This window comes from Aquitalea sp. S1-19, assembly GCF_024343515.1.
In genome coordinates this window covers 24,605-51,529 of the sequence record NZ_RJTZ01000010.1, presented here as the reverse complement: position 1 = coordinate 51,529, position 26,925 = coordinate 24,605, and the positions used below count along the sequence as shown (strand labels likewise).

The following is a 26,925-nucleotide window of genomic DNA, read 5'->3' as shown; positions in this document are numbered from 1 at the left end:
TTTCAGCCAGCATACGGCGCTGGGCAGCGCGTGGACGGAATCCGGGCAGGTTGTCGGACAAGGTTTTGTAGTGGTCGCGGATCGCGTCTTTTTCGGCATCGGTAAGCATGGCGCGATTGTAACGTATGGGGGCTATGTGCGGTCGCAAAATGACGGCGCCCCCACAACTGGATACGATAGCCAAACGGCATTGATTGTCACAATAATGAAGCTGGACGAGATGGTGCGGTTGCTGCCGCCTACGTTCGCAGGAGAACCAGAATGAATCCTGTAAGTCGCGTGTTGATCGTCAGTCACGATGCGGTGCTGGCCCGCGCCATGAGCAAGGGGCTGCAACTGGCCGCACAGACGCTTCCCAACCTTTTTGGCCTGTGTTTTTCCACGGCGGCGTCGCCACAAAATGCGCTGGCGGATATTGCCGCAGATGGCGAGCTGCAGATGGTGCTGGTTGACCGTTATTTGCAGAGCGGCGGCTCCTATGGTGATGTGGTGGCGCTGCTTAATGCGATCGGCGAGTACCGCCCGGAGTTGTCGTGTTATGTCTTGCTGGGGGACGAGGACGAAAAGCTGCAGATAGACGAGCTGGCCAGTCATGCGCTGAGCGGCTATTTCTATCGGGACGAGGCGGATTATCCGGGGTGGTTTCGCATTCTGAGTGCCGAGCTTGCCGAGAAGTCGGCAACGCCTTTTTACGACGCTTTACGGCGCTATGTTTCCATGGCCAAGGATTCCTGGCATACGCCGGGCCACTGTGGCGGCGAGTCCTTGCGCGGCAGTCCGTGGGTCGGAGATTTTCACGAGTTTGTCGGCGAGAACATGCTGCGTGCCGATTTGTCGGTGTCGGTGCCCATGCTGGACTCGCTGATGCACCCGACCGGGGTGATTGCCGAAGCGCAAGCGCTGGCGGCCAAGGCGTTTGGTGCGCGCGAAACCTATTTCGCCACCAATGGCACGTCGACTTCGAATAAGGTCATCTTCCAGACGTTGCTGGCACCGGGTGACAAACTGCTGCTGGACCGTAACTGCCACAAATCGGTACACCACGGCGTCATCCTGTCCGGCGCACGACCGGTTTATCTCGATTCTTCAGTCAATCGCCAGTACGGCATCTTCGGGCCCGTGCCCAAGGCCACCATTTTTCAGGCGATGGCCGACAATCCGGATGCGCGGGTACTGATCCTGACTTCATGTACCTACGACGGTCTGCGTTATGACCTGGCACCCATCATCGAGGCCGCACACGCGGCTGGCATCAAGGTGATTATCGATGAAGCCTGGTACGGCCATGCGCGTTTTCACCCCGCTTTGCGTCCGACCGCGATGGAGGCGGGGGCCGATTACGCGACGCAAAGTACGCACAAGGTCCTGTCGGCGTTTTCGCAGGCCAGCATGATCCATGTCAACGACCCGGACTTTGATGCACATCTGTTTCGCGAAAACTTCAATATGCACGCTTCGACCAGCCCGCAGTACAACCTGATTGCCAGTCTGGATGTGGCGCGTAAGCAGGCGCAGATGGAGGGCTACCGCCTGCTGGCGCGCACGCTGAAGCTGGCGGAAGAGCTGCGCCTTAAAATTGATGCCACGGGCGTGTTCCGGGTGCTGGGGCTGGACGAGTTGCTGCCGGAGGAGGTGAAGGGTGATGGTGTCCGGCTGGATCCGACCAAGCTGACCATCGATATCTCGCGCTCGGGTTATGGTGCAGGGGAATTGCAGCGCGAATTATTCGAGCGTTTCAATATTCAGGTTGAAAAATCGACGTTCAACACCCTGACGCTCTTGCTGACCATAGGGACGACCAAGAGCAAGGTGTCGCGCCTGATGGATGCCATGCTGCGTCTGGCGCGCGCACAAAAACCGCCGCGCCCGCTGGTGCGCCTGCCCGAGATGCCGCGTTTTACCCGTCTGGCCTGCTTGCCGCGCGAGGCCTATTACGAAGCCGGAGAGCGTCTGGCGCTGTTTGACGACGAGGGTCGTCCGAATGGTGCCTTGATCGGTCGTGTCGCCTGCGACCAGATCGTGCCTTATCCACCGGGTATACCGGTGCTGGTGCCCGGCCAGCTGATAGATGAAAGCGTGCTGACCTACCTTGCGCGCCTGATGAAGGCACAAAAAGGGATAGAAATGCATGGACTCGCTGATTTGCAAGGGGAAATGGCCATCCGCGTGCTCGGTGAGGAAGAGCTTTCCAGGGTGCACTGCAATATAAATATGTCATGAGTGCTTGCCACGCCTTATGAATTGGGATACATATATAACTGTCGCAATTCTATAAAACATGCCGATGCATTGTTTGGGATTGTCGGCATCTGGACGTGAACAACTTGAATCTTGCGTATCGCAAAGTGCCGTCGTGACCTGCCGCGTGCTGGCATGACTGCCGTTTTTTGGAAGATCTGATGAAAGAGCCATGGCAGTACCTGAAATCCAGTACCCCTTTATCTGCCGCAGGCCTTGGTGCTTGCGAACGGGTCGGGCTGCTGCGACGACGAAGCATCGCGGGCGAACTCTATCGTCCGCTGCCGGGTCAGGGTGCGCCCATGGTATTCGGCAAAAATTCGGCCTGACACCTTGCGTGACCGGTAAGTCGCCCATGCGACTGCCGGGACACAGGGAATAGCTTCATCCAACCGGGTTTTGTTTGCCTGCCGCACAAGGCGCAAACAGCCAAGACTTCTGAAAGACAAGACAATGAACAGCATCAAAAAAGTGGTACTCGCTTACTCCGGCGGCCTGGATACCTCCGTTATCCTGAAATGGCTGCAGGATACCTACCAGTGTGAAGTCGTCACCTTTACCGCCGACATCGGCCAGGGCGAGGAAGTTGAACCGGCACGCCAGAAAGCCATTGCGCTGGGGATCAAGCCGGAGAACATCTATATCGATGATCTGCGCGAAGAGTTCGTACGCGACTTTGTGTTCCCGATGTTCCGTGCCAATACCGTCTATGAAGGCGAGTATCTGCTGGGCACGTCTATAGCCCGCCCGCTGATCGCTAAACGCCAGATCGAAATTGCGCGTGCGGTGGGGGCCGATTCGGTCAGCCATGGTGCCACCGGCAAGGGCAATGATCAGGTGCGTTTCGAGCTGGGCTACTACGCGCTGCAGCCCAATATCCATGTGATCGCCCCGTGGCGCGAATGGGATCTGCTCTCGCGTGAAAAGCTGCTGGCCTACGCCGAAACCCACGGTATCGATATCAGCAAGCGCAAGAGCGGTGCCAGCCCCTACTCGATGGATGCCAACTTGCTGCATATCTCCTATGAGGGCTTGGCGCTGGAAAACCCGGCTGCCGAGCCGGAAGAAGATATGTGGCTGTGGTCCAACTCGCCGGAGAGTGCACCGGATCAGGCAGAATATCTGGAGCTTGAATACCTGCACGGCGATATCGTCGCGATTAACGGCGTCGCCATGAGCCCGGCTCAGGTGCTGACTATGCTGAACCAGATCGGCGGCAAGCACGGCATCGGCCGCCTGGACATCGTCGAAAACCGTTATGTCGGCATGAAGTCGCGTGGCTGCTACGAAACCCCGGGCGGCACCATCATGCTCAAAGCGCACCGCGCCATCGAGTCGATCACGCTGGATCGTGAAGTGGCGCATCTGAAGGACGAGTTGATGCCCAAGTACGCCAAGCTGATTTACACCGGCTACTGGTGGAGTCCTGAGCGCGCGATGATGCAAACCATGATTGATGCGTCGCAGGCGACGGTAAACGGCTGGGTACGCCTGAAACTGTACAAGGGCAATGTGATGGTGGTCGGGCGCGAGTCCAAGACTGACTCCTTGTTCGACCCGAATATCGCGACTTTCGATGAAGACGGCGGTGCTTACAATCACGCCGATGCAGCCGGCTTCATTCGCCTGAATGCACTGCGGATGCGTATCGCGGCCAACGCCAAACTCAAGCGCGGCTAAGACTTAAGCGCAGAAACAACAAAGCCCCGTACGCTGCAAGGCGTACGGGGCTTTCGTATGGGCAGGCTTAGTTGTGATAAGCAGTCACGCGCGCGACTTCTTCTTTCGAGCCTAAGAATACCGCGACGCGTTCATGCAGGGCGGCCGGCTGAATGTCCAGAATACGCTGGTGGCCGTTGGTCGCCATGCCTCCGGCTTGCTCGACGATAAAGGCCATCGGGTTGCCTTCATACATCAGGCGCAGTTTGCCCGGCTTGGCCGGATCGCGCGCATCTTTCGGATACATAAATACGCCGCCGCGAACCAGGATGCGGTGAACTTCGGCCACCATGGATGCAACCCAGCGCATATTGTAATCCTTGGCCAAAGGCCCGGTCTTGCCGGCCAGGAGCTCGCTCACATAGCGTTGCACCGGTGCTTCCCAGTGACGCATGTTCGACATATTGATGGCGAACTCGCCGGTTGCTTGCGGGATCTTCATCTCGGGGTGGGTCAATACGAAGCTGCCGTTTTCTCTGTCCAGGGTAAAGCCGTATACGCCGTTGCCGAAAGTCAGCACCAGCATGGTCTGCGGGCCGTAGACGGTGTAGCCGGCGGCAACTTGGCGTGTGCCCGGTTGCAGGAAGTCGGCTTCGGTCGGGTGGCCGGTGACCGATTCGTCGCATTCCAGTACCGAGAAGATGGTGCCGACCGAGATGTTGACGTCGATATTGGACGAGCCATCCAGCGGGTCGAACAGCATCAGATAGCGTCCGCGCGGCAGACCGTCCGGAATCGAGTACGGCAACTCCATCTCTTCGGAGGCCATTGCTGCCAGATTGCCGCCCCATTCATTGGCCTCCAGCAAGACATCGTTGGCGATCACATCCAGCTTTTTCTGCGCTTCGCCTTGTACATTGCCGGTGCCGGCTTCGCCCAGGATGCCAGCCAGCGCACCTTTGTTGACCGAGTGCGAGATCGCCTTGCAGGCGCGGGCGACGGTTTCTATCAGGTGACGCAGATCCGGCGGCAGCGTGCCGGCCTTGCGTTGCTGTTCAATCAGGAAGCGGGAAAGGGAGGTGCGGCTCATGAAAACCTCGGGTGTTTTAACGATGACAGGTTAGCTTTGCGCGGGATTATACCCGTGCGGGATGATGGCTGTCTTGCAGTGAAGCCGCGCCGGCTGCCGTAGCTATTGAAGTCGGCACGCTTAAGACCCAGAGACAGTAGGTATTGCCCGGCGGGCGTGGTTTCGCCGAATGAACCGGCCGGCGAGATATGGTCGGTGGTGACCGAGTCGCCCAGCAGCAGCAGGGTGCGGGCGTCCCGAATGTCGGTGATGGGTTTTTCTTGCATGGAAAAGCCGTCGAAAAAAGGCGGGCGGGCGATATAACTGCTGACAGGCCAAGGATAGGTTTCGCCTTGCGGCGCGCTGATTTCATTCCATAAGTCGTGGTCGCGGGTGAAATCGGCGTACAGCCGGCGGAAGGTGTCCGGGTCGAAGGCGGTGGCCATCAATGCCGCAATTTCGCCCGATTCCGGCCAGATGTCCCTGAGGTAAACCGGTTGGCCATCCTTGCCTGTGCCCAAGGGATCGCGCGTGAGGTCGATATTGACGCGCCCGGCGATGGCGAAAGCGACCACCAGAGGCGGCGAGGTCAGATAGTTGGCGCGCAAATTGGGGTGGATGCGTGCTTCAAAATTGCGGTTGCCGGACAATACTGCCGCGCATACCAGATCATGCCGGGTAATGGTGTTGTTGAGTTCGGGGGAAAGGTCCCCGGCGTTGCCTATGCAGGTGGTGCAGCCATAGGCCGCCAGCGCAAAGCCCAGCTTGGCCAGAGGCGCAAGCAGGCCGGCCGCTTCCAGATAGGCGGTGACGACGCGAGAGCCCGGCGCCAGGCTGGTCTTGATGCGCGGATGAACCTGCAGGCCCTTGGCCACCGCTTTTTGCGCCAACAAGCCGGCGGCCAGCATTACGCCGGGGTTGGAGGTGTTGGTGCAGCTGGTAATGGCGGCAATCAGGATGTCGCCATGCCCCAGATCACCTTGCCCGTTTGCGTAGGGGGTATGGTCCGGGGTCGGGCGGTTGTCGACCATTTCCACAACATCGCGCGCCAGGCTTTTGCCTTGCAGGCGCTGGCCATTGTCTGTGCTTTGCTCGCTTCCTTGTTGTGACAGCGGGTAGCGTCTGGCGAGATCGGCCGGTGCTTTGTTAAAGCCGTTTTCCGATGTTGGCATAGAAAACAAGAGGGTGAAATTGTCCTTCATCGCGGCAAGGCCGATACGGTCTTGCGGGCGCTTGGGGCCGGCAAGGCTGGGCGTGACGCTTGCCAGATCCAGTTGCAGGGTGCGGCTGTAAGCGATATCACCGGATTTGGGCATGCCGAATAGCCCTTGTGCCTTGAAGTAGCTTTCGAAAGCCAGAATGTCGGCCTCGCGGCGACCGGTGCCGCGCATATAGGTCAGCGTATTGTCGTCTACCGGAAAGAAGCCCATGGTGGCGCCGTACTCCGGTGCCATATTGGCGATGGTGGCGCGGTCGGTGACGGACAGGCTGGCGCTACCCGCGCCAAAAAACTCGACAAAGCAGCCGACGACTTTTTCGTGGCGCAGCATCTGGGTCAGGGTGAGCACCAGGTCGGTGGCAGTGATGCCTTCGGCTAACTGGCCATCAAGCTCGACGCCGACCACGTCGGGTGTCAATAAATAGACCGGTTGTCCCAGCATGGCCGCTTCGGCCTCTATCCCGCCTACGCCCCAGCCGACTACGCCCGCGCCATTGATCATGGTGGTATGGCTGTCGGTGCCGACCAGGGTATCGGGAAAGACCACGCCATCTTGCTCGCGCAAACCGTGAAACAGATACTCAAGATTGACCTGGTGCACGATGCCTATGCCCGGCGGCACAACCTTGAAGGTATCGAAGGCCTGCATGCCCCACTTCATAAACTGGTAGCGCTCGCGGTTGCGGGCAAACTCGTGTTCCATATTGTGTCTGAGCGCTTGGGGGCTGGCGAACTCGTCAACCATCACCGAATGATCCACCACCAGGTCGACCGGCACCAAAGGCTCGATGCGCCTGGGGTCTAGCCCCATTTCGATGGCGACGCTACGCATGGCGGCCAGATCTGCCAGAAGCGGCACGCCGGTAAAATCCTGCAAAATAACGCGCGCCACGGTAAACGGAATCTCGCCGTGACGCTCGGCCCCTGGCTGCCAGTTGGCCAGCGCCCTGACGTGCTCGGGCGTGACTTTCAGACCGTCGCAGTGGCGCAGCACCGATTCCAGCACGATGCGGATGGAAATTGGCAGGGTGGATACCGACCCGATGCCGGCAGCTTCCAGTGAGGGCAGGCTGAAATAGTCGAGAGCCCGTCCATCACTCAGGGACAGGGTTTGGCGGGTCGCAGCGTAGGGGTGGTGCATGGCAGGCTCCTGGGGACGGTCGATCTGGACGCGATCACTCAAGTCTAGAGCGCCAAGGCGCCTGCTGCGCCAAAGATCAGGGGCTTGGTGTTTGCGCTTCCTGTTCCAGCCACTGGCAGAAGGCGTTGATGGCCATGTCGCTGATGGCGGCGCGCGGAGCGACCCAGCAGTAACCGCGTACCGGTACGGCGGGGCCATTAAGCGGGGCGATCAGCGTGCCTTGCGCGATCAGCCGCTCGGCCATCGGGCGTGGCCCAAGTACAATGCCTAGGCCCTCTGCGGCCGCTTGCAGTGCAAAAGAAAAGCGGTCGAAGTGCAAGGTATGGGCAGCTTTAAGCTCGGGTACGCCGGCAAGGGTCAGCCAGCGCTGCCAGGCGGTCGGACGGGTGTCGGCATAAAGCAGGGTGTGGCGGGCCAGATCGGCCGGGCTGTGGATGGCATGGCTGCCTAACAGGTCGGGATGGCACAAGGGCAACTCCCATTCGTCCAGAAAAGGCTTGGCAATATGGCCGGGCCAGTCGCCGGGCCCGCGCCGGATGGCGATATCGAATGGGGTATCCAGCCGGCTGATGTCGCGGTCCGAGTTGACCAGATGCAACTCGATATCGGGGCAGGCGGCACGAAAGCGCTTGAGTCTGGGCAGTAGCCAGTACATGGCGAAAGTCGGCGTCGCGTTGATGGTCAGGCGGCGCAAGCGGTCGGCCTGCATCAACTGGCTGGTGGCGTTGGCAATCAGGTCCAGGCCGTCCTGTACCTGAATCAGGTAGCGCCAGCCGGCATCGCTTAAGCGCACACGACCACCGCTGCGCGTAAATAGTGTAACGCCCAGCCAGGCTTCCAGTTGCTTGATCTGCTTGCTCACAGCGCCATGCGTGACAAACAGCTCTTCGGCGGCGGCAGAAAAGCTCTCCAGCCTTGCTGCCGCCTCGAAAATACGCAGTGCATTCAGGGGTGGGTAGGTGTTCATGCTGTGATTTTATCTCACAAACACTGTGGCGAATAATCCTTTGTATCTGTGAGGCATAGCGCGTACGCTAACGCCATCTCGGTGTAATGGGTTTTCCCCGTGCGCCGGAGGCTGGACGCCCCGTGTGCCAGCATTATCTGCAAATACAATTAAGCAAAAAGGTCAGAAGCCATGCTCGTAGCCTACCGTCAGCACGTTGCCGAGCGCGCCGCGCTGGGTATTCCGCCCCTCGCACTTTCCGCCTCCCAGGTTGAAGAACTGGTCGAGCTGCTGAAAGCCCCGCCTGCAGGCGAAGAAGATTTTCTGGTTGAACTGATTACCCACCGTGTACCGCCCGGTGTGGATGATGCGGCCAAGGTCAAGGCCTCCTTCCTCGCGGCCGTAGCCGAAGGGTCGGTCGTGTCGCCTTTGCTGTCGCGCGCGATGGCAACCGAACTGCTGGGCACCATGCTCGGCGGCTACAACGTCAAGCCTTTGATTGATCTTCTGGACGATGAGGCCGTGGCCGAAGTTGCCGCGGCCGGCCTGAAGAAAACTCTGCTGGTGTTCGATTACTTCCACGACGTCAAGGTCAAGGCCGACGCTGGCAATGCCTACGCCAAGGCCGTGCTGCAAAGCTGGGCCGACGCCGAGTGGTTCACTTCGCGCCCTGAAGTCGCACAAAAAATCACCGTGACCGTATTCAAGGTGCCGGGCGAAACCAATACCGACGATCTGTCGCCGGCGCCGGATGCGACCACCCGTCCTGACATCCCGATGCACTATCTGGCGATGCTGAAGAACACCCGTCCGGATGCGGCGTTCAAGCCGGAAGAAGACGGCAAGCGCGGCCCGATGCAGTTTATCGAAGACCTGAAGAAAAAAGGCCATCTGGTTGCTTATGTTGGCGACGTGGTCGGCACCGGCTCTTCGCGCAAATCCGCCACCAACTCGGTGGTGTGGGCGACCGGTCAGGATATTCCGTTTGTACCGAACAAGCGTTTCGGCGGCGTGACCCTGGGCGGGAAAATTGCGCCTATCTTCTTTAATACCCAGGAAGACTCCGGCTCGTTGCCGATTGAAGTCGACGTTTCCAAGCTGGAAATGGGTGACGTGATCGATATCTACCCGTACGACGGCAAGATCGAGAAAGACGGCGTCGTACTCGCCGAATTCGCACTCAAGAGCCAGGTGCTGCTGGACGAAGTGCGCGCCGGTGGCCGTATTAACCTGATTATCGGTCGTGGCCTGACCTCCAAGGCACGCGAAGCGCTGGGTCTGCCGGCGTCGACCGAATTCCGCCTGCCAAAAGATCCGGCCGGCTCGAGCAAGGGCTTTAGCCTGGCGCAGAAGATGGTTGGCCGCGCCTGCGGTCTGGCCGAAGGGCAGGGTGTGCGTCCGGGCACCTACTGCGAACCTAAAATGACCACCGTCGGTTCGCAGGATACCACCGGCCCGATGACCCGTGATGAGCTGAAAGACCTGGCTTGCCTGGGCTTCTCCGCCGATCTGGTGATGCAGTCTTTCTGCCATACCGCCGCTTATCCAAAGCCTGTGGATGTGCGCATGCACAAGGAACTGCCGGCCTTTATCAGTACCCGTGGCGGTGTATCCCTGCGTCCAGGCGATGGCGTGATCCACTCCTGGCTTAACCGCCTGCTGCTGCCGGACACCGTCGGCACCGGTGGCGATAGCCACACACGCTTCCCGATCGGTATTTCCTTCCCGGCCGGCTCCGGTCTGGTCGCCTTTGCCGCAGCCACCGGCGTGATGCCGCTGGATATGCCGGAATCGGTACTGGTGCGCTTCAAGGGCGAACTGCAGCCTGGCGTCACTCTGCGTGACCTCGTGGGTGCGATTCCGCTGTATGCGATCAAGGCCGGCTTGTTGACCGTGGCCAAGGCAGGCAAGAAAAACGTGTTCTCCGGCCGTATCCTGGAGATTGAAGGCTTGCCGAATCTGAAGGTCGAGCAGGCGTTCGAATTGTCCGACGCCGCGGCCGAGCGTTCGGCTGCTGCTTGTGCCATTGCACTGGACAAGGCACCTATCGCCGAGTACATGCAGTCCAACATCACGCTGATGAAGTGGATGATCGCCGAAGGCTATCAGGATGCGCGCACGCTGGAGCGCCGCATCCAGGCGATGGAAGAGTGGATTGCCAATGGCGAACTCCTGAAGCGCGACGAAGATGCCGAGTACGCCGCCGTGATCGAAATCGATCTGGCTGACATCAAAGAGCCTATCGTGGCCTGCCCGAACGACCCGGATGACGTGAAGTTCATGTCCGAAGTGGCTGGCACCCAAATCGATGAAGTGTTCATCGGTTCGTGCATGACCAATATCGGTCACTTCCGCGCCGCCTCCAAGCTGTTGGAAGGCAAGCAGGACATTCCGGTGAAATTGTGGGTGGCTCCGCCGACCAAGATGGACGCCAAGCAGCTGACCGAAGAAGGCCACTACGGCGTGCTGGGTCGTGCCGGCGCGCGCATGGAAATGCCGGGCTGCTCCTTGTGCATGGGTAACCAGGCGCAGGTGCGCGAGGGCGCAACCGTGATGTCGACTTCGACCCGTAACTTCCCGAACCGTCTGGGTAAAAATACCAATGTGTTCCTGGGTTCGGCCGAACTGGCTGCGGTATGCTCCAAGCTGGGCAAGATCCCGACGGTGGAAGAGTATCTGTCCAATGTCGGTATCTTGAACGCCAGCAGTGCCGAGGTGTACAAGTACCTGAACTTCAACCAGATCAAGGATTATCAGGATGTCGCCGACGGCGTGTCTGCCTGATTCTGTGATGGTCTAAGCGAAACGGCCCCTTGCGAGGGGCCGTTTTTTTACTGGAGAATCCTATGTTTGGCAAATTGACTGTTGTGTGCCTAGCGCTGGGCCTTGCTGGCTGTGCCGGTACGATGCCCGGCCATCTTGGCGTAAAGGATGGCAAGCTGGCCGCTTGTCCGGCTTCGCCCAACTGCGTGTCCAGTCAGGCGCTGCAAAGTGACGGCCAGCACCATATCACGGCGCTGGATTTACGTGCAGCCGGTGTGCGTTGGCAGGAGGTGGTGGCGATCGCGGCGGCCTTGCCGCGTACCCGGGTGATCCGGCAGCAGGAAGGCTATCTGCATGCCGAGAGCCGTAGTGCGTTGCTGGGCTTTGTCGATGATGTGGAGTTGTACCGGGCGCCCGGCGCGAACCGCCTGGAGTTGAGATCGGCGTCGCGCCTGGGGTATAGCGATCTGGGTGTCAATCGCTCGCGTATGGATGCGCTGCGTTCAGCTCTGGATAGGGCCGGTCTGTTGCAGGAGTAAGTGGTTTTTCCTGATCGTGGCCGGCGGGAATCGGTTATGATCCTGATCAAATTTTGTCGGAATAATGCAAGCCATGGATCTGTCACATTTGAGCGAAGAGCAGTTTACCAATCTTTCCATGATCGTCTTTTTGGGCGGCCTGATCCTGTTCATGGGGTTTATCATCTGGGATCTGGGCAAGAAATCCAAGGCCGGCAAGTTCGGCACCTTTGTCCTGTTTCTGGCACTGGGTACCGGCGTCGCCGGTTTTGTATTCAAGAATGCGCTGGTCGAATTTATCCTGCTCAAATAGGTGCTAGCCTAGGGGCTTAGCCGGTCAGCGTTGATAGCAGTTGCGACAGCGTCTGCAGCAGGCCGCTGTCGCCGATCAGGTCGAAAACCAGTTGCACCAGCCAGGCCAGCAGCAGAGCCAGCCCCAACCCGGTGACGAACAGGGTGGCCAGCAAGGCCAGCCCCAGCTTGATCCATGTACCGCGCTGTATCGCGGTCACGCGTGGCAGCACTTTAGCCAGGTAGGGTGCATAGCGCAGCAAAAAGCTGGCGGCAGTCAGTATTTTCATTTCTTTACTTCCGGTTTCAATGTTCAGCCGAGTGACGCCAGCAGGGCGCTTGCACTACTGATGGTGCCCAGGCTGCCCAGCAGCACTGCATCGCGCCGGTTGTCATCACGAAATTCACGCCAGGCTGCGATCAGCAGCGGGGGTGACAGCAGCGCGGCCATGATGGCGAATTCAGTCATGCAACCTGCCTCCCTGTTGCCTGCCTGCCTGTGTATCCTGATCGGCAAGGCACTCCCCAGCGTGCGAGCACGGAAGTCAGCAGTTCGCAGTCCGCATCGGCAATGTGCCGGTCCGCTTCGATGACTTGGGCGCATAGCTGCAGTACGGTCAGGCGCAAGTCTGCGTCGTCGACCTCGGCCAGATAGCTGTTAAGTGCCTGCGGGCTGAATGAACGGGCATCCGCCCAGCTAAGGGATGGCAGCATATCCTCGCAGAAGGTGTGCAGCAGCGTATGCAGTTCGGTGCGGCTCAGGCCCAGCCGCGGGTAGGCATCCATCTTTTCCAGTACATCCAGTTCGGCCTGGGATAGGTGACCATCGGCCAGCATGGCCAGAATGACGATGCGGGCAGCAGATTGCGGGCTGTTGTTTGGGTAGGTGCGCATGGTGTACTCCTCGCTGTTAACCCGCATCAATTTGTGTGGGCAAGCAGAATATAGGGTGTTGTATTTGTATAAAAAAGCAGACAATAACGAAACAATAGTTCTGGAAAACAGAAAATGAGCCTGGATTTCAGTTACCGCCATCTTTACTATTTCTGGGTGGTGGGCAAGGAGGGTGGGATGTCCCGTGCGGCAGAGCGCCTGGGGATGGCGGTACAGACCGTGAGTACGCAGGTGCGCGAGCTGGAGCGCAGTCTGGGTGTTGAGTTGCTGAAGCCTGCCGGACGCAAACTGGTATTGACCGAGGCTGGGGTTGCCGCATTGCAGCAGGCGGATCTGATTTTCCAGTTGGGTGAGCAATTGCCGGCGCTTGTTCGTGATGCAGTGAGTGTGCCTGTGTTGCGCTTATCCATCGGTACATCGGATGGCTTGTCCAAGCTGATGGTACACCGGCTATTGCAGCCGGTGATGGGTGTGCCGGGTATGCGTCTGCATTGTCACGAAGGCGAGTTTGACGACTTGTTGGCTGATCTGGCTTTGCATCGGCTGGATTTGGTGCTGGCGGACAGGCCTGCTCCTGCCAACCCCAATATCAAGGTGTATAGCCATGCTTTGGCGGTGTCTGCGCTGGCCTGGTATGGCACGCCGGCCTTGGCCGCCGAGGCCAGTGCGGATTTTCCGCACTCACTGGCGCGGGTGCCGGTGCTGCTGCCCAGTGCTCACAGCGCCGTGCGTGCCCGGCTAGAGCTATGGTTCGAGCGTGAGGGTGTCAAGCCTTGCGTGGTGGGCGAGTTTGAGGATAGTGCCTTGCTCAATACCTTTGCCGCCGGCGGAATGGGAGTATTTCCTGCGCCGGAGCGGGTGCATGAGGAGTTGACACGCAGTGTCGGTGTTGAACGTATCGCGACCTGCCACGGGGTGGAGGAGTGTTTTTTTGCCATCGGCAATGAAAAAAAGGTGCAGCATCCTTTGCTGCAGCGGATTTTGCAAAAAGAAAGTTAACCGTTTTTACTCAGCCACGGTGTATGCGTGGCGCTGACAAGTACAGGGGCGGGCGCTAGAATGTGCAGCCTCATTATGAAGGAAGCCATCATGCCATCGTTTGATATTGTCTCGGAAGTGAATCTGGTTGAAGTGCGCAATGCGGTTGATCAGGCCAGCAAGGAAGTCGCCACCCGTTATGACTTCAAGGGCTCCAGTGCGCGTCTTGAACTGACGGAAAAGGTCGTAACCTTGTATGGCGACTCCGAGTTCCAGATCGAGCAGGTCAAGGATATTCTGGTTAATAAACTGGCCAAACGCGGTCTGGATGTACGCTGCCTCGATTACGGCAAGCTGGAAAGCGTGGGTGGCAACAAGGCCAAGCAGGTGATCACGGTCAAGGAAGGCATAGAAACTGAACTGGCCAAGAAAATCACCCGCATGATCAAGGACTCCAAGGTCAAAGTGCAGGCCAGTATTCAGGGCGAGTCCGTGCGCGTCAGCGGTGCCAAGCGCGATGTTCTGCAAGAGGTCATTGCCATGATGAAAAAGGAAGTGACTGATTTCCCCTTGCAGTTCAATAATTTCCGTGACTAAATCAGACTGACCCATCAGATTTTATTGTAGATTGTATACAATATTGCGCGAGATCAAGGTCGTTTGCGATAGCGGATTTTACTATCCGCTATCGCCTTTTGTTTGTTTGGTTTCAACCATGGATTCCCGTTCTTCCAGCAGCACCGCGCATGCGGTGCTGCTTGTCATTTGTGCCATTGTGTTCTGGGCCAGTAATGTGGTGATTGCGCGCGCCTTTCGCGCCGAATTAACCCCTTTCTGGCTGGCATTCTGGCGCTGGTCCTGCGCGACACTGGTATTGTTTCCCTTTGTCCTCAAGCCCTTGTGGCGGGAGCGTGCGCTGCTGTGGGCGGTGCGCGGGCGGCTGTTCTGGCTGGCACTGTTCGGCATTATGGGTAACAACGCCTTTATCTATCTTGGGGTCGCCAGTGCCAGTGCTACGAGCGCGGCCGCCTTGCAGACCTTTACTCCGGTGTGGATTATGCTGCTTGGCGCACTGGTACTGAGGCGGCGTCTGCCTTTACTGGCATGGGCCGGGGTGGTGTGTGCGGTAATGGGGGCGTTGACCATTGCCTCCGAAGGAAATCTGGCTGCTATTGTGGCGCTGCAGATGGGGGCAGGAGAGGCCTGGCTGATTGCGGCTAGCCTGTGCTGGGCGATTTACACACTGATTGTGATGACCCTGCCACGCGAACTGAATGCCGGTGCCTTGCTGGCTATTCAGATGGCGCTGGGGTCTTTGCTTTTGCTGCCCTTGGCGCTTGTGTTCGAGCCGGCGACGTTGGCACCGGCCTTGTGGAGTAGCGAAACCATGGTGGCCGTGCTGTATCTGGGCGTCTTCCCTTCGGTTCTGGCCTATGTGTTCTACAACCGTGCGGTTAAGGTGCTGGGCGGCGAGCGTACCGGCAACTTTATGAATCTGTTGCCGGCAGCCTCAAGCTTGCTGTCGTTTGTTTTTTTGGGTGAGATGTTGCAAGGTTTTCACCTGCTGGGCTTTGCCGGAATTATGGGCGGGATCGTCTTGTCGGCAGGTGTTAAGCCCAGTTTTCCGCGCTGGCTGCGCGAACTGGTGCGCGGCGATATATTGCCGATGTCGCGTTAAGTTAAAAACCGGCGGCAGGACGCCGCCGGCTGGTATCAGCCTACGCGGCCAACAATGGCTGCGGTGGCAATCAGCTCTTCAAGCAGAGCCATCGAGGCCTTGCCGCTGACCACAAAAGGGTTCAGTTCGGGCTTTTCCGAGTACTTAAGCAAAGTGCCTGGATTGACCTTGGCCAGGTTGACCTGACCCATGGTCCAGTTGGCAAAGCGTCGCTCACTGATCTCTTCGAAATGCAGCAGTTCGACGCCATGATGGCGCGTGTCGGCAGAAATACGGCTGTAAAGTGCAGAAACCTCGGCACGGCCGCCCTCCAGAACCTGCATGAAAATATCCCCGCTAAAACACAAAATGCCGGTCAGGCCATTGGCCGGGTTGTGTGCATGCGACTGGGCCAGAATGGAGTCTAGCAGATCCTGAGTATGGGGCTGAACGGCACGACTAGCGTAAAGCAGGCGAACGAGCATGGAGTGGGTCCTCAGTTTTTATTGGGAAGCAGGGCAAGGAATTCACGGCGCAGGTCGGGATTCTTCAGGAAAGAGCCACGCATCACGCTATTGATCATCTTGGAATCCATATCTTTTACGCCGCGCCAGTGCATGCAGAAATGGTCCGCTTCCATCACGATAGCCAGCCCGTCCGGGCTCATCTTGTCTTGCAGTAAATTGGCCAGTTGGATAACAGCTTCTTCCTGTATCTGCGGACGGCTCATCGTCCACTCGGCCAGGCGCGCATACTTGGACAGGCCGATCAGGTTGGAATGCTCGTTGGGCATGATGCCTATCCACAGACGGCCGATAATCGGACAGAAGTGGTGCGAGCAGGCGCTACGCACGGTGATCGGGCCGACTATCATCAGCTCGTTCAGGTGCTCGGCATTGGGGAACTCGGTCACCGGCGGCTGCTCGACATAGCGGCCTTTGAATACCTCGTTCAGGTACATCTTGGCCACGCGCCGTGCCGTGTCCTGCGTGTTGTGGTCGCTCTCGGTATCGATTACCAGGCTTTCCAGAACGCCCTTCATCTTGAGTTGAACCTCATCCAGCAGCTCTGCCATTTCACCCTGCTCGATAAAGGCAGAAATATTGTCGTTGGCGTGAAAACGCTGACCGCTACGACGGATGCGTTCGCGGATGCGGCTGGAGACAGGTGTTTTGTATTCAGTGTTGCCGTTTGCTTCCGGCTTGATGTCAGTGCTCACGCGCAAGGTCCTGTTCAGATGTCGCTAACTACGGCAGGGCTGGAGTAGACCGTGCCGAACGGATGACAGCGAGTGTAGGGCAAATGCCGCATGCCGTCGATTAGCAGGGTGGGGGCTTACTTTAAGAACACAATATGGGGTATGGATTGCTTGGTATTCAGCGTAGCCAGTATTGGAAGGGCTGCTTGCACGAATTCGCACGGCAAATTTTTTATTTATCGGTGGACGTCACTGAGGGGGGAGCTTATCGGTATGCATTCTGCATGCTTTTGTAGCGGGTGAACTGCTCTTTAGTATCTGCAATGTCCAGGCTCATGCATGCCAGCGGGCCAATATGGTGGTGCTGGCTATGCCTGTTTTCGTACTTACTGTGTTCAGCCCCAGTGCAGACAGTTGCGCCCCGCATGCTTGGCTCGATAAAGCGCATCGTCAGCCCGTTTGTAAGCCGCCTCAATCGTATCGTCATGATGCAATATGGTTGCACCGACAGAGCAGGTGTAAAACCAGTCAGGATATTCCGGAAAGTAGCGTTGTGAACGCAATTGTCCAAGCACACGTTCTAGCAACTCGTTTGCGGCCTTTGATCTGGCACCTCTCAATACCAGCATGAATTCTTCCCCGCCCAAGCGTCCGAAGCCATCTGATCGGCGCACCATACTCTGCAGGAGGGTGGCAAACTGACGCAGTACGCGATCTCCAAAAGGATGGCCATAGACATCATTGACTCGTTTGAAGTGGTCCAGATCAAAAATGGCGATACAACTTCCTTCTGGGTGAGGGGCGCGTAACTGGTGTGTCATAACTTCTAGAATATGCCGCCGGTTACTGACTCCGGTCAGTTCGTCGGTCTGGGAAACGCGGATGGCAATATCTCGCTCAGCTCGCAGTACCCGGCCCTGGGTTTGCCATGCTGAAATGTCGACACCACAACACAGCATCCAGCCCTCGGCATCTACACTCTCGGTCATCATGATCCAGCGGCCGTCATACATCTCGACCTCAAAGGCGCGATATGGAAGTTTGCCACGACGAGACAGTGCGGAAGCAAGCCAAGCTTCAAAATTTTCCGTTACTATCGCAGTGCCTGTGCCAGCCCGATAGTTATCACGTATTAACTGTACCCAAGTCGGAAAGTCGTGATCGGCTAGAGAGAGTGATTGGCGAAATGCGGGATTGGCATAGCGCAAACGATCAGTTGCGTCGAAGAGCGCAATCATCAAGGGACTGGTGTAGTACAGCAACTCAAGTTGCGAGGTCATGCCAGATAAAACATACCCTTTAGGTATTGCTTCGTGCTCAACACTGGAATCAGTCCACATAGATATACGAATCTCCTGAGGCCAAAAGCTTAGCGTGCCCGTCCCGTAAAAAAGCGGGTCTGCTCGAGGCTTGGCAGATAGTGTGTATCGATGTGCTTGGCTGGGCGGTGCAAGCAATTTTTCAGTCTCGTTTTGCAAATAATACCCTTGCTTGACGAACTGAGCCTCTTATCAGCCGGGCTGATGCGGTTGCTGTAGATGGCCTTTACCCATGCCGTTGCATGGTTGAGGGCGTAGCTTGCAACTATTTTTAATGACATTAGTATATATACTATATCTTGGTTAAAATTCTTGCCTGAAAATTTTGACCGTCAAGCCGTCCGAGCAGCAGGCAATGTCGGCGTTGCTCCGGTTGCGCGAGGCGTGCATCGGCGAGCGCACGCAGGCGGGCAACCAGATCTACGTGCTCTTGCTCGAACTCGGCGTGGCCTTGCCGCTTGGCGTGCGTGGCATCAAGCAGGTTCCAGCTTGGCTGGCAGGAGGAAAGCGGTTTGCCGGCCTTGGTGTGGCGAGTGCTGGAGCGTCACTTCGATCATTGGAGCTACCTGAACCGGCAGATTGCCGAACTGGACGTCGAGATCGTGGTCTAGGCCAAGTCCGACGATGTCGCCAGCCGGCTGATGACGATGCCAGGCATCGGCCCGATCACCGCCAGTCTACTGGCGGCAGATGCGGGCAACGCTAAGGGTTAAGGCTCGGCACGCGACTTCGCCGCCTCTTTGGGGCTGGTGCCGCGACGCCACAGCAACATCGTGCCTGTGCGCTGGCGAACAAGCTGGTGCGGGTGGTGTGGGCGATTCTCGCCAAAGGCGGCGAGTATCGCCCCTAGCCCCGCGCCTTGAATTGAAACCAAACCGCCGGAAGAATCCCGGCGGTGAAGGGAAGCCTGCTTTTGCTTGCGACAGACACTGATGACGACAACCGACCCACGGCCTGACGGACAACCTGGCACAACAAACAGTCTTCTAGACTGAGGTTTTTTTGAGGACCGTCAGGAGCGGCTTACACCATGGATCGAGCTTAGCTGCCCATCAGAAATCCGGAGAGATTAGAGCAAGCCTTCCTTGTCATTGTTCATCACGATTCTGTCCTTGCAAAGTTCAGGCTGACCATAGATTGCGGATACGGCTGTTTTACAGGCCGGCTTCGATCAGGTCTTCGCGCGTCAACAGGAAGACAAAGCCATCGCCGCCACTGGTTTCCAGCCAGACAAATGGCAGCTGTGGGTAGGCGGCTTCCAGTACGTCGCGGTTGTGGCCGATTTCGACCAGCAGTACACCCTTGGGGTTAAGCAGGCGGCTGGCTTCGGCCAGAATGACGCGGGTTGCATCCAGCCCGTCACGGCCGGAGCCCAATGCCAGTTCCGGTTCGTGCAGATACTCTTCCGGCAGTTCGTCTACCGACTCCTGATCGACGTAAGGCGGGTTGGAGATGATCAGGTCGTAAGGCTCTTCCAGTCCTTCGGTCATGTCGGAGTGGATGAGCTGGATGCGTTCTTGCAAGCCGTAGTTTTCGATATTGATGGATGCCACTTCTAGCGCGTCCAGCGAGATATCGACGGCATCGACTTGTGCGTCCGGATAATGGTGTGCCAGCTGGATGGCTAGGCAGCCCGAACCGGTGCACAGATCCAGCGCGCGATGCACCAGTTCCGGGTGTTCGATCCACGGCTCAAGCGGTTCGCCCATTAGCTCGTAGATAAAGGAGCGCGGTACCAGTACGCGCTCGTCCACATAGAAATTGAACTCACCCTGCCAGGCTTCGTGGGTCAGATAGGCCGCCGGTACGCGCTCGACGGCGCGTCGCGCAATGATGTCCAGCACGGCTTCGACTTCGCCCTGCAATAGTCGTGCGTCCAGATAAGGGTCCAGTGTGTCGATAGGCAACTTGAGGGTGGACAAAATCAGGTAGGCGGCCTCGTCATGTGCATTGCTACTGCCGTGTCCATAGGACAATTCTGCTTCGTTGAAGCGGGAGATGGCAAAGCGCAACAGGTCGCGGATAGTCAGCAAGGTGCTGGCGGCTTGTGTGTACATAATGGTGTTCCGGCTAGGGCTTAATAGGGAAGGGCGTGCATCGCGCACGCCCTGTCATTCAAGCGGATAAAAATCAGAATGGAAGCGCAGCCTCGGTGACGGCAGAAAGCGTGCGGCGGAAATCCGCCTTGATGCGCTCCAGCGCCTCTTCGCTGTCGGCTTCGAAGCGCAATACGATAACCGGCGTGGTGTTGGATGCGCGCGCCAGACCGAAACCATCGCGGTATTCGACGCGCAGGCCGTCCATGGTGATGATTTCTTCGGCGCCATCAAAGACGGCCGTTTCCTGCAGCCTGGCGATGAGTGCATGATTTTCGCCCTCGGCCGCGAGCTTGATATTCAGCTCAGGGGTAGAGATGGCGTTAGGCAGAGCATTCAAAAGCGCGCTAGGGTCATCGACGCGCGACAGGATTTCCAGCAGGCGGGCACCGGCATAGAGACCATCGTCAAAACCGTACCAGCGCTCTTTGAAGAACACATGGCCGCTCATTTCGCCGGCCATCAGCGCGCCGGTTTCCTTGATCTTGGCTTTGATAAAGCTGTGGCCGGTACGCGCCATTACCGGAATGCCGCCATTGTCGCGTATCCACGGCGCAAGCAGGCGGGTGGACTTGACGTCGTAAATGACCTTGGCGCCTTGGTTGCGCTCCAGCACGTCGGCGGCAAACAGCATCAGCTGGCGGTCCGGCCAGATGATATTGCCTTCCTTGGTGACGACGCCGAGGCGATCGCCATCGCCATCGAAGGCCAGACCGATTTCGGCATCCGTCTTGTTCAGCGCCGTGACCACATCGGCCAGGTTTTCCGGTTTGGCCGGGTCGGGGTGATGGTTGGGGAAGGTGCCATCCACATCGCAAAACAGCTCGCGCACCTTGCAGCCCAGGCGGCGATATAAGGTGGGCGCAAAAGCACCGGCTACGCCGTTGCCGCAGTCGATGACGATATTCATCGGACGCGACAGCTTGATATCGCCGGTGATGCGCTCAAGATAGGCATCGGCAATATCGTGTTCGCGATAGCTGCCTTCGCCACTGGCCAGATCCTTGGTCACAATGCGCTGGTACAAGGCCTGAATGTCTTCGCCGGACAGGGTGTCACCGGCGAGCATCATCTTGAAACCATTGTATTCCGGTGGGTTATGGCTGCCGGTGACCATCACGCCGGACAGCGTGCCCAGTTCGTAAGCGGCGAAATACAGCATGGGCGTGGCCACCATGCCGACATCGATGACATCGATACCGGCCGAGCGTATCCCTTTGGCAATGGCTGCGGCCAGATCCGGGCCGGACAGACGTCCATCACGACCGACCACCATGGCCTTGACGTGACGGGCGCGGGCTTCCGAACCCAGTGCCTGGCCAATCAGCTGGGCGGTCTCCTGGGTCAGCGTCTTGCCGACTACACCGCGAATATCGTAGGCCTTGAAAATTTCCTTGGAAAGTTTGGTCATTCCGGGCTCTTTCAGGTACATAAAGCCGCCCACAGGCAGCAATTGAAGGGTTAGTTGGCTAATCGGGTGCTCAATTGTACCAGTTCGGTCAGCTTTTCATGTGCCCGGCCGCTGTCTATTGCCCTGCGTGCGTCGGCGATGCCTTCTGCCAGCGTAGGAGACACGCCGGCGCAGTAAATGGCGGCGCCGGCATTGATTAAAACGATATCGCGCGCCGCGCCGCTTTTGCCTTCCAGTACCGATAGCAGCAAGGCTTTGGATTGTGCAGCATTATCGGCACGGATCTGCGCCGGATTGATGTAATCAAGACCGTAGTCGCGCGGGTCCAGTTCGTATTCGGTGATGTGGCCGTCTTTCAGCTCAGCGACCAGGGTCGTGCCGGCCAGGCTGATCTCGTCCAGCCCGTCCCGGCCATGCACCACCATCACATGGCGGCTGCCCAGTTGCTGCAGTACGCGCGCCTGAATGCCGACCAGATCGGGGTGGAAGACCCCCATTACCTGATTGTCGGCGCAGGCGGGGTTGGTGAGCGGGCCCAGAATATTGAAAATGGTGCGCACCCCCAGCTCTTTGCGGATGGGTGCGACATGGCGCATGGCCGAGTGATGGTTGGGCGCAAACATAAAGCCGAGGCCGACTTCATCGATGCAGCGCCCCACGGCGGCGGCATCCAGCTGCAGGCTGACGCCTAGTGCTTCAAGCACATCGGCACTGCCCGAGCTTGAGCTGACCGAGCGGCCGCCATGTTTGGCAACGCGCGCACCGGCCGCTGCCGCAACAAAAGCGGAAGTGGTCGAGATATTGAAGGTATGCGATTTATCGCCACCGGTGCCGCAAGTGTCGACCAGAAAATTTCGTTCCTTGACCGGAACCGGCGTGGCAAACTCGCGCATTACCGTAGCGGCGGCGGCAATTTCGGATACGTTTTCCACCTTGACCCTAAGACCGATCAGAATGGCGGCGGTCAGCGCCGGCGAGATTTCGCCGCGCATGATCTGGCGCATCAGGTCCAGCATTTCGTCGTAGAACAGCTCGTTCTGGTCTATCAGGCGGTTAAGGGCGGCTTGCGCGGTAATCATGATGGTTTCTCCGGTTTGTTATTGTTGTGTTGCACGCAGTTGTGCCGGGGCTCAGGCGAATTCCTTGAGGAAATTGTCCAGCATGCGGTGGCCATGTTGCGTCAGGATGGCCTCGGGGTGGAACTGCACGCCTTCGATAGGCAGCGCTTTGTGACGCACGCCCATGATCTCGCCATCGGCTGTCCAGGCGGTGATTTCCAGGCAGTCGGGCAGCGTTTCGCGTTCGATCACCAGCGAGTGATAGCGGGTACAGACCACCGGGTCGGGCAGCTCGCGGAACATGCCGGTATTGTTGTGAAATACGTCGGACACTTTGCCGTGCATCAGTTGCTTGGCGTGTACGATTTTGCCGCCAAACGCCTGCCCTATACTCTGGTGCCCCAGGCAAACGCCCAGAATAGGCAGCTTGCCGGCAAAGTGATGGATGGCGGCAACCGAAATGCCGGCCTCGTTGGGAGAGCAAGGGCCGGGAGAAATCACCAGAAACTGCGGTGCCAGTTCTTCGATTTGCTCCAGCGTGATCTCGTCGTTGCGGAAAATTTTGACCTCTTGCCCCAGCTCGCCAAAATACTGGACGAGGTTGTAGGTGAATGAGTCGTAATTGTCGATCATAAGCAGCATGGTCGTGTCCTCTGTATAAAAGGTTGACGGTGTTTAGTCTTTTTTATGCGCTCTGGGGTGCGCCTTGTCGTAGACCTGTGCCAGATGCTGGAAGTCCAGCGCAGTATAAATCTGGGTGCTACTGAGGTTGGCGTGGCCCAGCATTTCCTGTACGGCGCGCAGGTCGCCCGATGATTGCAGGATATGGCTGGCAAACGAGTGGCGCAGCATATGCGGGTGGACGCGCCGGTCCATACCGGCTTGTGCTGCCCAGCTGGCGAGGCGGTTTTGCACCTGGCGCGCGCCAAGCCGGGTGCCGCGCAGGCTGACAAACAAAGCTTCTCCTGCATTCATGCTTTGGCGTGCTTCAAGCCAGGCGCAGATGGCTTGTGCCGCCTGGCTGCCGACCTGACACAAACGTGCCTTATTGCCCTTTCCCATGACACGAACCAGCCCTTCATTCAGGCTGAGGTCGCTAAGATCCAGTGCACACAATTCGGCCAGTCGCAATCCGCCCGAATACATCAGCTCGAACATGGCCTGGTCACGCATGATCAGGCGTGCATCACCTTGCCCGGGGCTTTCGTCCAGCAGGTGCATGGTTTTATCGACTGGCAAGGCCTTCGGTAGGCGCTTGGCAGACTTTGGCGCTTTCAGCCCTAGAAAGAGGGCGTCGCTGATGGCCTCTTTCTGGCTGATGAAGCTGAAAAATCGTCGCCATGCCGACAGTGCGCGTGATAGCGATTTGCCATTTAGGCCACGTGCGGCCAGGCGTGCCAGTTCGCGGGCGAGTTGTTCCCGCGTCAGGCTGGCGGGCGGCTGTGCCGGATAGCTTTGTTGCAAAATGGCAAGATCGCGCTTGTAATCCGCGACAGTGTGGCTACTGAGTCCTTCCAGTTGCAGGTGCGAAACAAAGGCGGCACGCGCGACTTGCCAGTCCATGTCAGGCACCACGGCGCAAGCGCGCCATCTGCATCAGGCGCTCGAACAACTGTATGTCCTGCTCGCTTTTAAGCAAGGCACCGGCCATGGGCGGCAGTGTTTGTGCGGCATGCTGGGCGCGCAAGGTTGCGGGGGCGACCGATTCGGCTGCCAGCAGGCGTATCCAGTCCAGCAGTTCTGAGGTAGATGGCTTTTTTTTCAGGCCGGGCAAGTCGCGTACCGAAAAAAATACATTCATCGCTTCTTGCACCAGTTGCTGCTGCAACTGCGGATAATGCACATCAATAATGGCCTGCATGGTGTCCCGTTCGGGAAAGCGGATGTAATGGAAGAAGCAACGGCGCAGGAAAGCGTCCGGCAGTTCCTTTTCATTATTGGAGGTGATCAGAATGATGGGGCGGTGACGCGCCCGCACGAATTCCTGCGTCTCATGCACAAAAAATTCCATCTGGTCCAGTTCACGCAGCAAATCGTTCGGGAACTCAATATCGGCCTTGTCTATTTCATCAATCAGCAATACTGGTGCGACTTCCGCATCAAAAGCCTGCCACAGCTTGCCTTTAACGATGTAATTGCGGATGTCGCTGACCTTGGCGTCTCCCAGTTGCGAGTCGCGCAGGCGGGAAACCGCATCGTATTCATACAGACCGTGTTGTGCCTTGGTGGTGGATTTGATGGGCCAGACGATCAGTTCGCGCCCCAGACTCTTGGCAACCTGCTCTGCCAGCATGGTTTTGCCGGTGCCGGGCTCACCCTTGATCAGCAAGGGGCGCTCCAGAGTGATGGCTGCGTTGACCGCCATCATCAGGTCATCGGTGGCGACATAATCATGGGTGCCGGCAAAGCGTGGTTTCATCTCGTGGTTTCCTGTTGTTTTTTGATAAGGAAAGAGCCGCTCTTTGGCGGCTCTTGGCTGGACGCGGAAGTGGGCTAGCGGCGAATCAGCTCGGCCTCTACATCGTCCAGCGTAATGCGCCAGGCTCCAAGCATATAGCGCAGCAGGGCCATCTCGGCATCGCTGATCACACCGTCCGATTTGCAGACGTCAATCGCCAACGCTGCGGTCAGCAGGCGTTTTTGCCGGTCGGTAATGGCATCCAGGTAGCCATCGATCCGGTCTTTGTCGAACATGCTGATGAGGCCATCATCCTGGGCTTCATCCGAAATTTCGTCGCAGAGCTGGGTAAGGGTGGCGACAAAACGCTTGCGTGACAGCCCGAGCAGGGAATACACATGCAGGTTTTCCAGTGCGTCGAGCTCTCTTTCATCCATATTGCCATCGGTAATCATGAACATGGCAAGCAGTCTTGCCATGGACTCCGGACTGTTGGGCGCGTAACGGTTCAAGACATGTCTCCTGTATCTATACCGAATCGCCGGGCAAAAGCCTCAGGCATACGGGCTACTTTTTGTTGCGGATAATCAAAAAACACAATACCTGTCTTCAATCTTGCCACTTCCTTACCAGTATTGTCATCGTTTACTTGGTAAAGAATGTCACAGCCATAGCGATTGAAGTCGGTCAGTCCGATGGAAAAGGATAGCGTGTCGCCGTGGAAGGCCTGGCTTTTGTAGCAAATGGCCGCATCCGTCATGATAATGCCCAGCCCTTCCGTGTCCATTTCGCTATGGCCTAGCGATTTGAGGAACTGCAGCCTTGCTTCATGTGCCAGCGATAAAACAGCGTCGTTGGCCAGATGTGCGCCGTAGTTGATGTCACCGATACGAACCGTGATCCGGGTGTTGAAAAGGATAGGGTCGGGGAGGGGTAACTGCAGGCGGGCCATGTCGAACTTTCGTTTGCTTATCGGCTGCAGAATAATGATCTATTTAATTTGAATCAAGTCTCGGGCGTGCCGCTTTGTTAGACTAGGCTCATAACATGACAAACCCCGTATGGAGAACAGCATGTACAAACGTATCTATGTCCCGGTTGATGATAGCCAGACGTCCAACCTGGCCTTGAATGAGGCTTGCCGCTTGGCGAAGGAAATGTCGGCTGCTGTCAGGCTGGTACATGTGGTTGATCTGGCACAGTTTGGCTGGGGTGGTACCGAGTTTCTGGATGCCAGCGAGTTGCAGCAGTCAATCAAGCAGGCTGGTTCTCAGGTGTTGGCGCAGTCGGAAAGCCTGGCCGCAGGGCTGGGTGTGGTGGCGGAAACGCAGATACTGGAAAGCTGGGGCGACAAGATTTCGTCAGTGCTTATGGATGATGCGGGCGAGTGGGGGGCAGATTTGATTGTGATGGGCACCCACGGTTACAGCGGGTTGATGCATATTCTGATGGGGAGTGTTGCCGAGGGCCTGCTTAAGCTGGCGGATGTGCCGGTACTCTTGGTGCGAAACAGCGAGCAGGAATAACAGGACTTGATGTTGTGTGCTACCGCTATGGCCGGCAGAGCCGTCATGACGGTAGCGCAGGAAAAGCCGAACCTGTTTCACCATGAAACAACACGCTTGGTTCGGCTTCTTTGCTTTAAATATCAGCTATGGGCAGCTGCAGCATCGCCGCCTTCGCCTTCCAGCGCTTCAATACGAGCGCGTACAGCCTTGCGCAGGCTCTTGTACAGGTCGGGATGGGTCTCTTTCAAGTACTCGACGATCTCGAAGTCTTCGCGCTTGACCTTGGCAAGATCAATCTGTTCGATATGAACCAGACGCAGCAGCTCGCGTACAGGCTTAGGCATATTGCGGCCGCTTTCGTAGCGGGAGCCGCCGGACTGGGTGACGCCGATACGGCTCCAGAATTCCTGCTGGTTCAGGCCGAGCTTGCGGCGGATTTCGCGTGGGTTGGCGATTTTTTCGAAGAGTTTCATGGTGATTTCCTCAGCTTATGAAAAGGTAATTATCGTTATGGGCGTTGCACACCCTGTACCATAGCAAAAAACTACATTCCACCAAGTCAAA

Annotated in this window: 29 protein-coding genes and 1 pseudogene; 12 read left to right on the top strand and 18 right to left on the bottom strand. The window is 57.7% G+C overall.

Annotated elements, in window-relative coordinates; translation table 11 throughout:
- From EGI20_RS02940 to EGI20_RS02925, 4 genes are all read left to right on the top strand, one after another.
- Nucleotides 1-265 (top strand): hypothetical protein (locus tag EGI20_RS02940; protein ID WP_498629488.1); only part of this gene is annotated, 265 nt, incomplete at its 5' end.
- A complete protein-coding gene (locus tag EGI20_RS02935; protein WP_498629484.1) occupies nucleotides 262-2,220 on the top strand; it encodes an aminotransferase class I/II-fold pyridoxal phosphate-dependent enzyme in 1,959 nt (652 codons plus the stop codon). The genes EGI20_RS02940 and EGI20_RS02935, both read left to right, overlap by 4 nt.
- Before the next feature lie 179 nt (nucleotides 2,221-2,399).
- Nucleotides 2,400-2,567, top strand: a complete 168-nt coding sequence (locus EGI20_RS02930) for a hypothetical protein (protein WP_160797647.1) — start codon at nucleotides 2,400-2,402, stop codon at nucleotides 2,565-2,567.
- Between the two features lie 124 nt (nucleotides 2,568-2,691).
- Nucleotides 2,692-3,918, top strand: coding sequence for an argininosuccinate synthase (locus tag EGI20_RS02925; protein WP_498629482.1), 1,227 nt, complete (start codon nucleotides 2,692-2,694; stop codon nucleotides 3,916-3,918).
- Between the two features lie 67 nt (nucleotides 3,919-3,985).
- Here EGI20_RS02925 and EGI20_RS02920 read toward each other — a convergent pair whose 3' ends face one another.
- The 3 genes from EGI20_RS02920 to gcvA form a co-directional block, all read right to left on the bottom strand.
- Nucleotides 3,986-4,987 carry a class 1 fructose-bisphosphatase gene (locus EGI20_RS02920; RefSeq protein WP_498629480.1) on the bottom strand — a complete coding sequence of 334 codons (1,002 nt, stop codon included), beginning with the start codon at nucleotides 4,985-4,987 and terminating at the stop codon, nucleotides 3,986-3,988.
- Nucleotides 4,984-7,326 carry an aconitate hydratase AcnA gene (gene acnA, locus EGI20_RS02915; RefSeq protein WP_498629478.1) on the bottom strand — a complete coding sequence of 781 codons (2,343 nt, stop codon included), beginning with the start codon at nucleotides 7,324-7,326 and terminating at the stop codon, nucleotides 4,984-4,986. Before acnA ends, EGI20_RS02920 begins: the two co-directional genes overlap by 4 nt.
- Nucleotides 7,327-7,402: 76 nt before the next feature.
- On the bottom strand, nucleotides 7,403-8,293 hold the full coding sequence (gcvA, locus tag EGI20_RS02910; protein ID WP_498629476.1) for a transcriptional regulator GcvA: 891 nt from the start codon (nucleotides 8,291-8,293) through the stop codon (nucleotides 7,403-7,405).
- A gap of 171 nt (nucleotides 8,294-8,464) precedes the next feature.
- Here gcvA and acnB point away from each other — a divergent pair, with 171 nt between their 5' ends.
- From acnB to EGI20_RS02895, 3 genes are all read left to right on the top strand, one after another.
- Entirely contained in the window at nucleotides 8,465-11,056 is a 2,592-nt protein-coding gene (gene acnB / locus EGI20_RS02905) for a bifunctional aconitate hydratase 2/2-methylisocitrate dehydratase (protein WP_498629474.1), read from the top strand.
- 62 nt (nucleotides 11,057-11,118) lie between these two features.
- A complete protein-coding gene (locus tag EGI20_RS02900) occupies nucleotides 11,119-11,574 on the top strand; it encodes a DUF1499 domain-containing protein (protein ID WP_498629473.1) in 456 nt (151 codons plus the stop codon).
- 88 nt (nucleotides 11,575-11,662) lie between these two features.
- Nucleotides 11,663-11,866 (top strand): DUF2788 domain-containing protein, encoded by a 204-nt coding sequence (locus EGI20_RS02895; RefSeq protein WP_124736183.1) that lies wholly within the window; start codon nucleotides 11,663-11,665, stop codon nucleotides 11,864-11,866.
- Between the two features lie 16 nt (nucleotides 11,867-11,882).
- On the opposite strand, the gene EGI20_RS02890 is transcribed toward EGI20_RS02895, so the two are convergent.
- Genes EGI20_RS02890 through EGI20_RS02880 form a run of 3 tightly spaced genes read right to left on the bottom strand, consistent with a single transcriptional unit; the run spans nucleotide 11,883 to nucleotide 12,738 of the window.
- Entirely contained in the window at nucleotides 11,883-12,134 is a 252-nt protein-coding gene (locus EGI20_RS02890; RefSeq protein WP_498629471.1) for a hypothetical protein, read from the bottom strand.
- 23 nt (nucleotides 12,135-12,157) lie between these two features.
- Entirely contained in the window at nucleotides 12,158-12,313 is a 156-nt protein-coding gene (locus EGI20_RS02885; RefSeq protein ID WP_498629470.1) for a hypothetical protein, read from the bottom strand.
- Nucleotides 12,310-12,738, bottom strand: a complete 429-nt coding sequence (locus tag EGI20_RS02880) for a tellurite resistance TerB family protein (protein WP_498629468.1) — start codon at nucleotides 12,736-12,738, stop codon at nucleotides 12,310-12,312. The genes EGI20_RS02885 and EGI20_RS02880 overlap by 4 nt, the downstream gene beginning before the upstream one ends.
- Nucleotides 12,739-12,852: 114 nt before the next feature.
- On the opposite strand from EGI20_RS02880, the gene EGI20_RS02875 reads away from it, so the two are divergent.
- From EGI20_RS02875 to EGI20_RS02865, 3 genes are all read left to right on the top strand, one after another.
- Entirely contained in the window at nucleotides 12,853-13,737 is an 885-nt protein-coding gene (locus tag EGI20_RS02875) for a LysR family transcriptional regulator (protein ID WP_498629466.1), read from the top strand.
- Nucleotides 13,738-13,827: 90 nt separating this feature from the next.
- Nucleotides 13,828-14,313, top strand: coding sequence for a YajQ family cyclic di-GMP-binding protein (locus EGI20_RS02870; RefSeq protein ID WP_124736177.1), 486 nt, complete (start codon nucleotides 13,828-13,830; stop codon nucleotides 14,311-14,313).
- 118 nt (nucleotides 14,314-14,431) lie between these two features.
- On the top strand, nucleotides 14,432-15,394 hold the full coding sequence (locus EGI20_RS02865) for a DMT family transporter (RefSeq protein ID WP_498629464.1): 963 nt from the start codon (nucleotides 14,432-14,434) through the stop codon (nucleotides 15,392-15,394).
- Nucleotides 15,395-15,429: 35 nt separating this feature from the next.
- On the opposite strand, the gene EGI20_RS02860 is transcribed toward EGI20_RS02865, so the two are convergent.
- From EGI20_RS02860 to EGI20_RS02850, 3 genes are all read right to left on the bottom strand, one after another.
- Complete coding sequence (locus EGI20_RS02860) at nucleotides 15,430-15,858, bottom strand: BLUF domain-containing protein (protein ID WP_124736179.1); 429 nt, start codon at nucleotides 15,856-15,858, stop codon at nucleotides 15,430-15,432.
- Nucleotides 15,859-15,869: 11 nt separating this feature from the next.
- Nucleotides 15,870-16,592 (bottom strand): GTP cyclohydrolase I, encoded by a 723-nt coding sequence (gene folE / locus EGI20_RS02855; RefSeq protein WP_328698621.1) that lies wholly within the window; start codon nucleotides 16,590-16,592, stop codon nucleotides 15,870-15,872.
- Between the two features lie 374 nt (nucleotides 16,593-16,966).
- Entirely contained in the window at nucleotides 16,967-17,911 is a 945-nt protein-coding gene (locus EGI20_RS02850) for a sensor domain-containing diguanylate cyclase (RefSeq protein WP_498629461.1), read from the bottom strand.
- A 295-nt stretch (nucleotides 17,912-18,206) separates the two neighbouring features.
- On the opposite strand from EGI20_RS02850, the pseudogene EGI20_RS02845 reads away from it, so the two are divergent.
- A pseudogene (locus tag EGI20_RS02845) lies at nucleotides 18,207-18,740 on the top strand (transposase); the annotation flags it as partial.
- A 304-nt stretch (nucleotides 18,741-19,044) separates the two neighbouring features.
- Here the strand turns inward: EGI20_RS02845 and prmB are convergent.
- From prmB to EGI20_RS02805, 8 genes are all read right to left on the bottom strand, one after another.
- The gene (gene prmB / locus EGI20_RS02840) at nucleotides 19,045-19,947 is read right to left on the bottom strand and encodes a 50S ribosomal protein L3 N(5)-glutamine methyltransferase (protein WP_498629459.1); all 903 of its coding nucleotides are present in this window, start codon (nucleotides 19,945-19,947) and stop codon (nucleotides 19,045-19,047) included.
- A 73-nt stretch (nucleotides 19,948-20,020) separates the two neighbouring features.
- Nucleotides 20,021-21,397 carry a phosphomannomutase/phosphoglucomutase gene (locus EGI20_RS02835; protein WP_498629457.1) on the bottom strand — a complete coding sequence of 459 codons (1,377 nt, stop codon included), beginning with the start codon at nucleotides 21,395-21,397 and terminating at the stop codon, nucleotides 20,021-20,023.
- A gap of 50 nt (nucleotides 21,398-21,447) precedes the next feature.
- Nucleotides 21,448-22,476, bottom strand: coding sequence for an anthranilate phosphoribosyltransferase (gene trpD / locus EGI20_RS02830; protein WP_498629455.1), 1,029 nt, complete (start codon nucleotides 22,474-22,476; stop codon nucleotides 21,448-21,450).
- Between the two features lie 51 nt (nucleotides 22,477-22,527).
- Entirely contained in the window at nucleotides 22,528-23,097 is a 570-nt protein-coding gene (locus EGI20_RS02825; RefSeq protein WP_498629453.1) for an aminodeoxychorismate/anthranilate synthase component II, read from the bottom strand.
- A gap of 33 nt (nucleotides 23,098-23,130) precedes the next feature.
- Nucleotides 23,131-24,018, bottom strand: coding sequence for a tyrosine-type recombinase/integrase (locus tag EGI20_RS02820; RefSeq protein ID WP_498629451.1), 888 nt, complete (start codon nucleotides 24,016-24,018; stop codon nucleotides 23,131-23,133).
- A gap of 1 nt (nucleotide 24,019) precedes the next feature.
- Nucleotides 24,020-24,874, bottom strand: coding sequence for an AAA family ATPase (locus EGI20_RS02815; RefSeq protein ID WP_498629449.1), 855 nt, complete (start codon nucleotides 24,872-24,874; stop codon nucleotides 24,020-24,022).
- 74 nt (nucleotides 24,875-24,948) lie between these two features.
- Nucleotides 24,949-25,332: a TerB family tellurite resistance protein gene (locus tag EGI20_RS02810; RefSeq protein ID WP_124734035.1), complete on the bottom strand. Its 384-nt coding sequence runs from the start codon at nucleotides 25,330-25,332 to the stop codon at nucleotides 24,949-24,951.
- A gap of 29 nt (nucleotides 25,333-25,361) precedes the next feature.
- The gene (locus tag EGI20_RS02805; RefSeq protein ID WP_498629447.1) at nucleotides 25,362-25,805 is read right to left on the bottom strand and encodes a thioesterase family protein; all 444 of its coding nucleotides are present in this window, start codon (nucleotides 25,803-25,805) and stop codon (nucleotides 25,362-25,364) included.
- Between the two features lie 121 nt (nucleotides 25,806-25,926).
- Between EGI20_RS02805 and EGI20_RS02800 the strand changes: the two genes are divergently transcribed.
- Nucleotides 25,927-26,379 (top strand): universal stress protein, encoded by a 453-nt coding sequence (locus tag EGI20_RS02800; protein ID WP_124734033.1) that lies wholly within the window; start codon nucleotides 25,927-25,929, stop codon nucleotides 26,377-26,379.
- Nucleotides 26,380-26,501: 122 nt separating this feature from the next.
- Here the strand turns inward: EGI20_RS02800 and EGI20_RS02795 are convergent, their stop codons facing one another.
- Nucleotides 26,502-26,834 carry a helix-turn-helix domain-containing protein gene (locus EGI20_RS02795; RefSeq protein WP_124734032.1) on the bottom strand — a complete coding sequence of 111 codons (333 nt, stop codon included), beginning with the start codon at nucleotides 26,832-26,834 and terminating at the stop codon, nucleotides 26,502-26,504.
- Between the last annotated feature and the right edge of the window lie 91 nt (nucleotides 26,835-26,925).

Bases quoted from the DNA above. Each gene is read 5' to 3' on its own strand.
- EGI20_RS02860 (WP_124736179.1), bottom strand. From the start codon at position 15,858: ATGCTCGTTCGCCTGCTTTACGCTAGTCGTGCCGTTCAGCCCCATACT.
- acnA (WP_498629478.1), bottom strand. From the start codon at position 7,326: ATGCACCACCCCTACGCTGCGACCCGCCAAACCCTGTCCCTGAGTGAT.
- EGI20_RS02795 (WP_124734032.1), bottom strand. From the start codon at position 26,834: ATGAAACTCTTCGAAAAAATCGCCAACCCACGCGAAATCCGCCGCAAG.
- EGI20_RS02835 (WP_498629457.1), bottom strand. From the start codon at position 21,397: ATGACCAAACTTTCCAAGGAAATTTTCAAGGCCTACGATATTCGCGGT.
- EGI20_RS02875 (WP_498629466.1), top strand. From the start codon at position 12,853: ATGAGCCTGGATTTCAGTTACCGCCATCTTTACTATTTCTGGGTGGTG.
- EGI20_RS02825 (WP_498629453.1), bottom strand. From the start codon at position 23,097: ATGCTGCTTATGATCGACAATTACGACTCATTCACCTACAACCTCGTC.
- EGI20_RS02930 (WP_160797647.1), top strand. From the start codon at position 2,400: ATGAAAGAGCCATGGCAGTACCTGAAATCCAGTACCCCTTTATCTGCC.
- EGI20_RS02890 (WP_498629471.1), bottom strand. From the start codon at position 12,134: ATGAAAATACTGACTGCCGCCAGCTTTTTGCTGCGCTATGCACCCTAC.
- EGI20_RS02865 (WP_498629464.1), top strand. From the start codon at position 14,432: ATGGATTCCCGTTCTTCCAGCAGCACCGCGCATGCGGTGCTGCTTGTC.
- acnB (WP_498629474.1), top strand. From the start codon at position 8,465: ATGCTCGTAGCCTACCGTCAGCACGTTGCCGAGCGCGCCGCGCTGGGT.
- EGI20_RS02920 (WP_498629480.1), bottom strand. From the start codon at position 4,987: ATGAGCCGCACCTCCCTTTCCCGCTTCCTGATTGAACAGCAACGCAAG.
- EGI20_RS02815 (WP_498629449.1), bottom strand. From the start codon at position 24,874: ATGAAACCACGCTTTGCCGGCACCCATGATTATGTCGCCACCGATGAC.
- EGI20_RS02925 (WP_498629482.1), top strand. From the start codon at position 2,692: ATGAACAGCATCAAAAAAGTGGTACTCGCTTACTCCGGCGGCCTGGAT.
- EGI20_RS02800 (WP_124734033.1), top strand. From the start codon at position 25,927: ATGTACAAACGTATCTATGTCCCGGTTGATGATAGCCAGACGTCCAAC.
- EGI20_RS02870 (WP_124736177.1), top strand. From the start codon at position 13,828: ATGCCATCGTTTGATATTGTCTCGGAAGTGAATCTGGTTGAAGTGCGC.
- EGI20_RS02935 (WP_498629484.1), top strand. From the start codon at position 262: ATGAATCCTGTAAGTCGCGTGTTGATCGTCAGTCACGATGCGGTGCTG.
- prmB (WP_498629459.1), bottom strand. From the start codon at position 19,947: ATGTACACACAAGCCGCCAGCACCTTGCTGACTATCCGCGACCTGTTG.
- EGI20_RS02885 (WP_498629470.1), bottom strand. From the start codon at position 12,313: ATGACTGAATTCGCCATCATGGCCGCGCTGCTGTCACCCCCGCTGCTG.
- gcvA (WP_498629476.1), bottom strand. From the start codon at position 8,293: ATGAACACCTACCCACCCCTGAATGCACTGCGTATTTTCGAGGCGGCA.
- EGI20_RS02820 (WP_498629451.1), bottom strand. From the start codon at position 24,018: ATGGACTGGCAAGTCGCGCGTGCCGCCTTTGTTTCGCACCTGCAACTG.
- EGI20_RS02805 (WP_498629447.1), bottom strand. From the start codon at position 25,805: ATGGCCCGCCTGCAGTTACCCCTCCCCGACCCTATCCTTTTCAACACC.
- EGI20_RS02880 (WP_498629468.1), bottom strand. From the start codon at position 12,738: ATGCGCACCTACCCAAACAACAGCCCGCAATCTGCTGCCCGCATCGTC.
- EGI20_RS02900 (WP_498629473.1), top strand. From the start codon at position 11,119: ATGTTTGGCAAATTGACTGTTGTGTGCCTAGCGCTGGGCCTTGCTGGC.
- EGI20_RS02810 (WP_124734035.1), bottom strand. From the start codon at position 25,332: ATGGCAAGACTGCTTGCCATGTTCATGATTACCGATGGCAATATGGAT.
- trpD (WP_498629455.1), bottom strand. From the start codon at position 22,476: ATGATTACCGCGCAAGCCGCCCTTAACCGCCTGATAGACCAGAACGAG.
- EGI20_RS02850 (WP_498629461.1), bottom strand. From the start codon at position 17,911: ATGTGGACTGATTCCAGTGTTGAGCACGAAGCAATACCTAAAGGGTAT.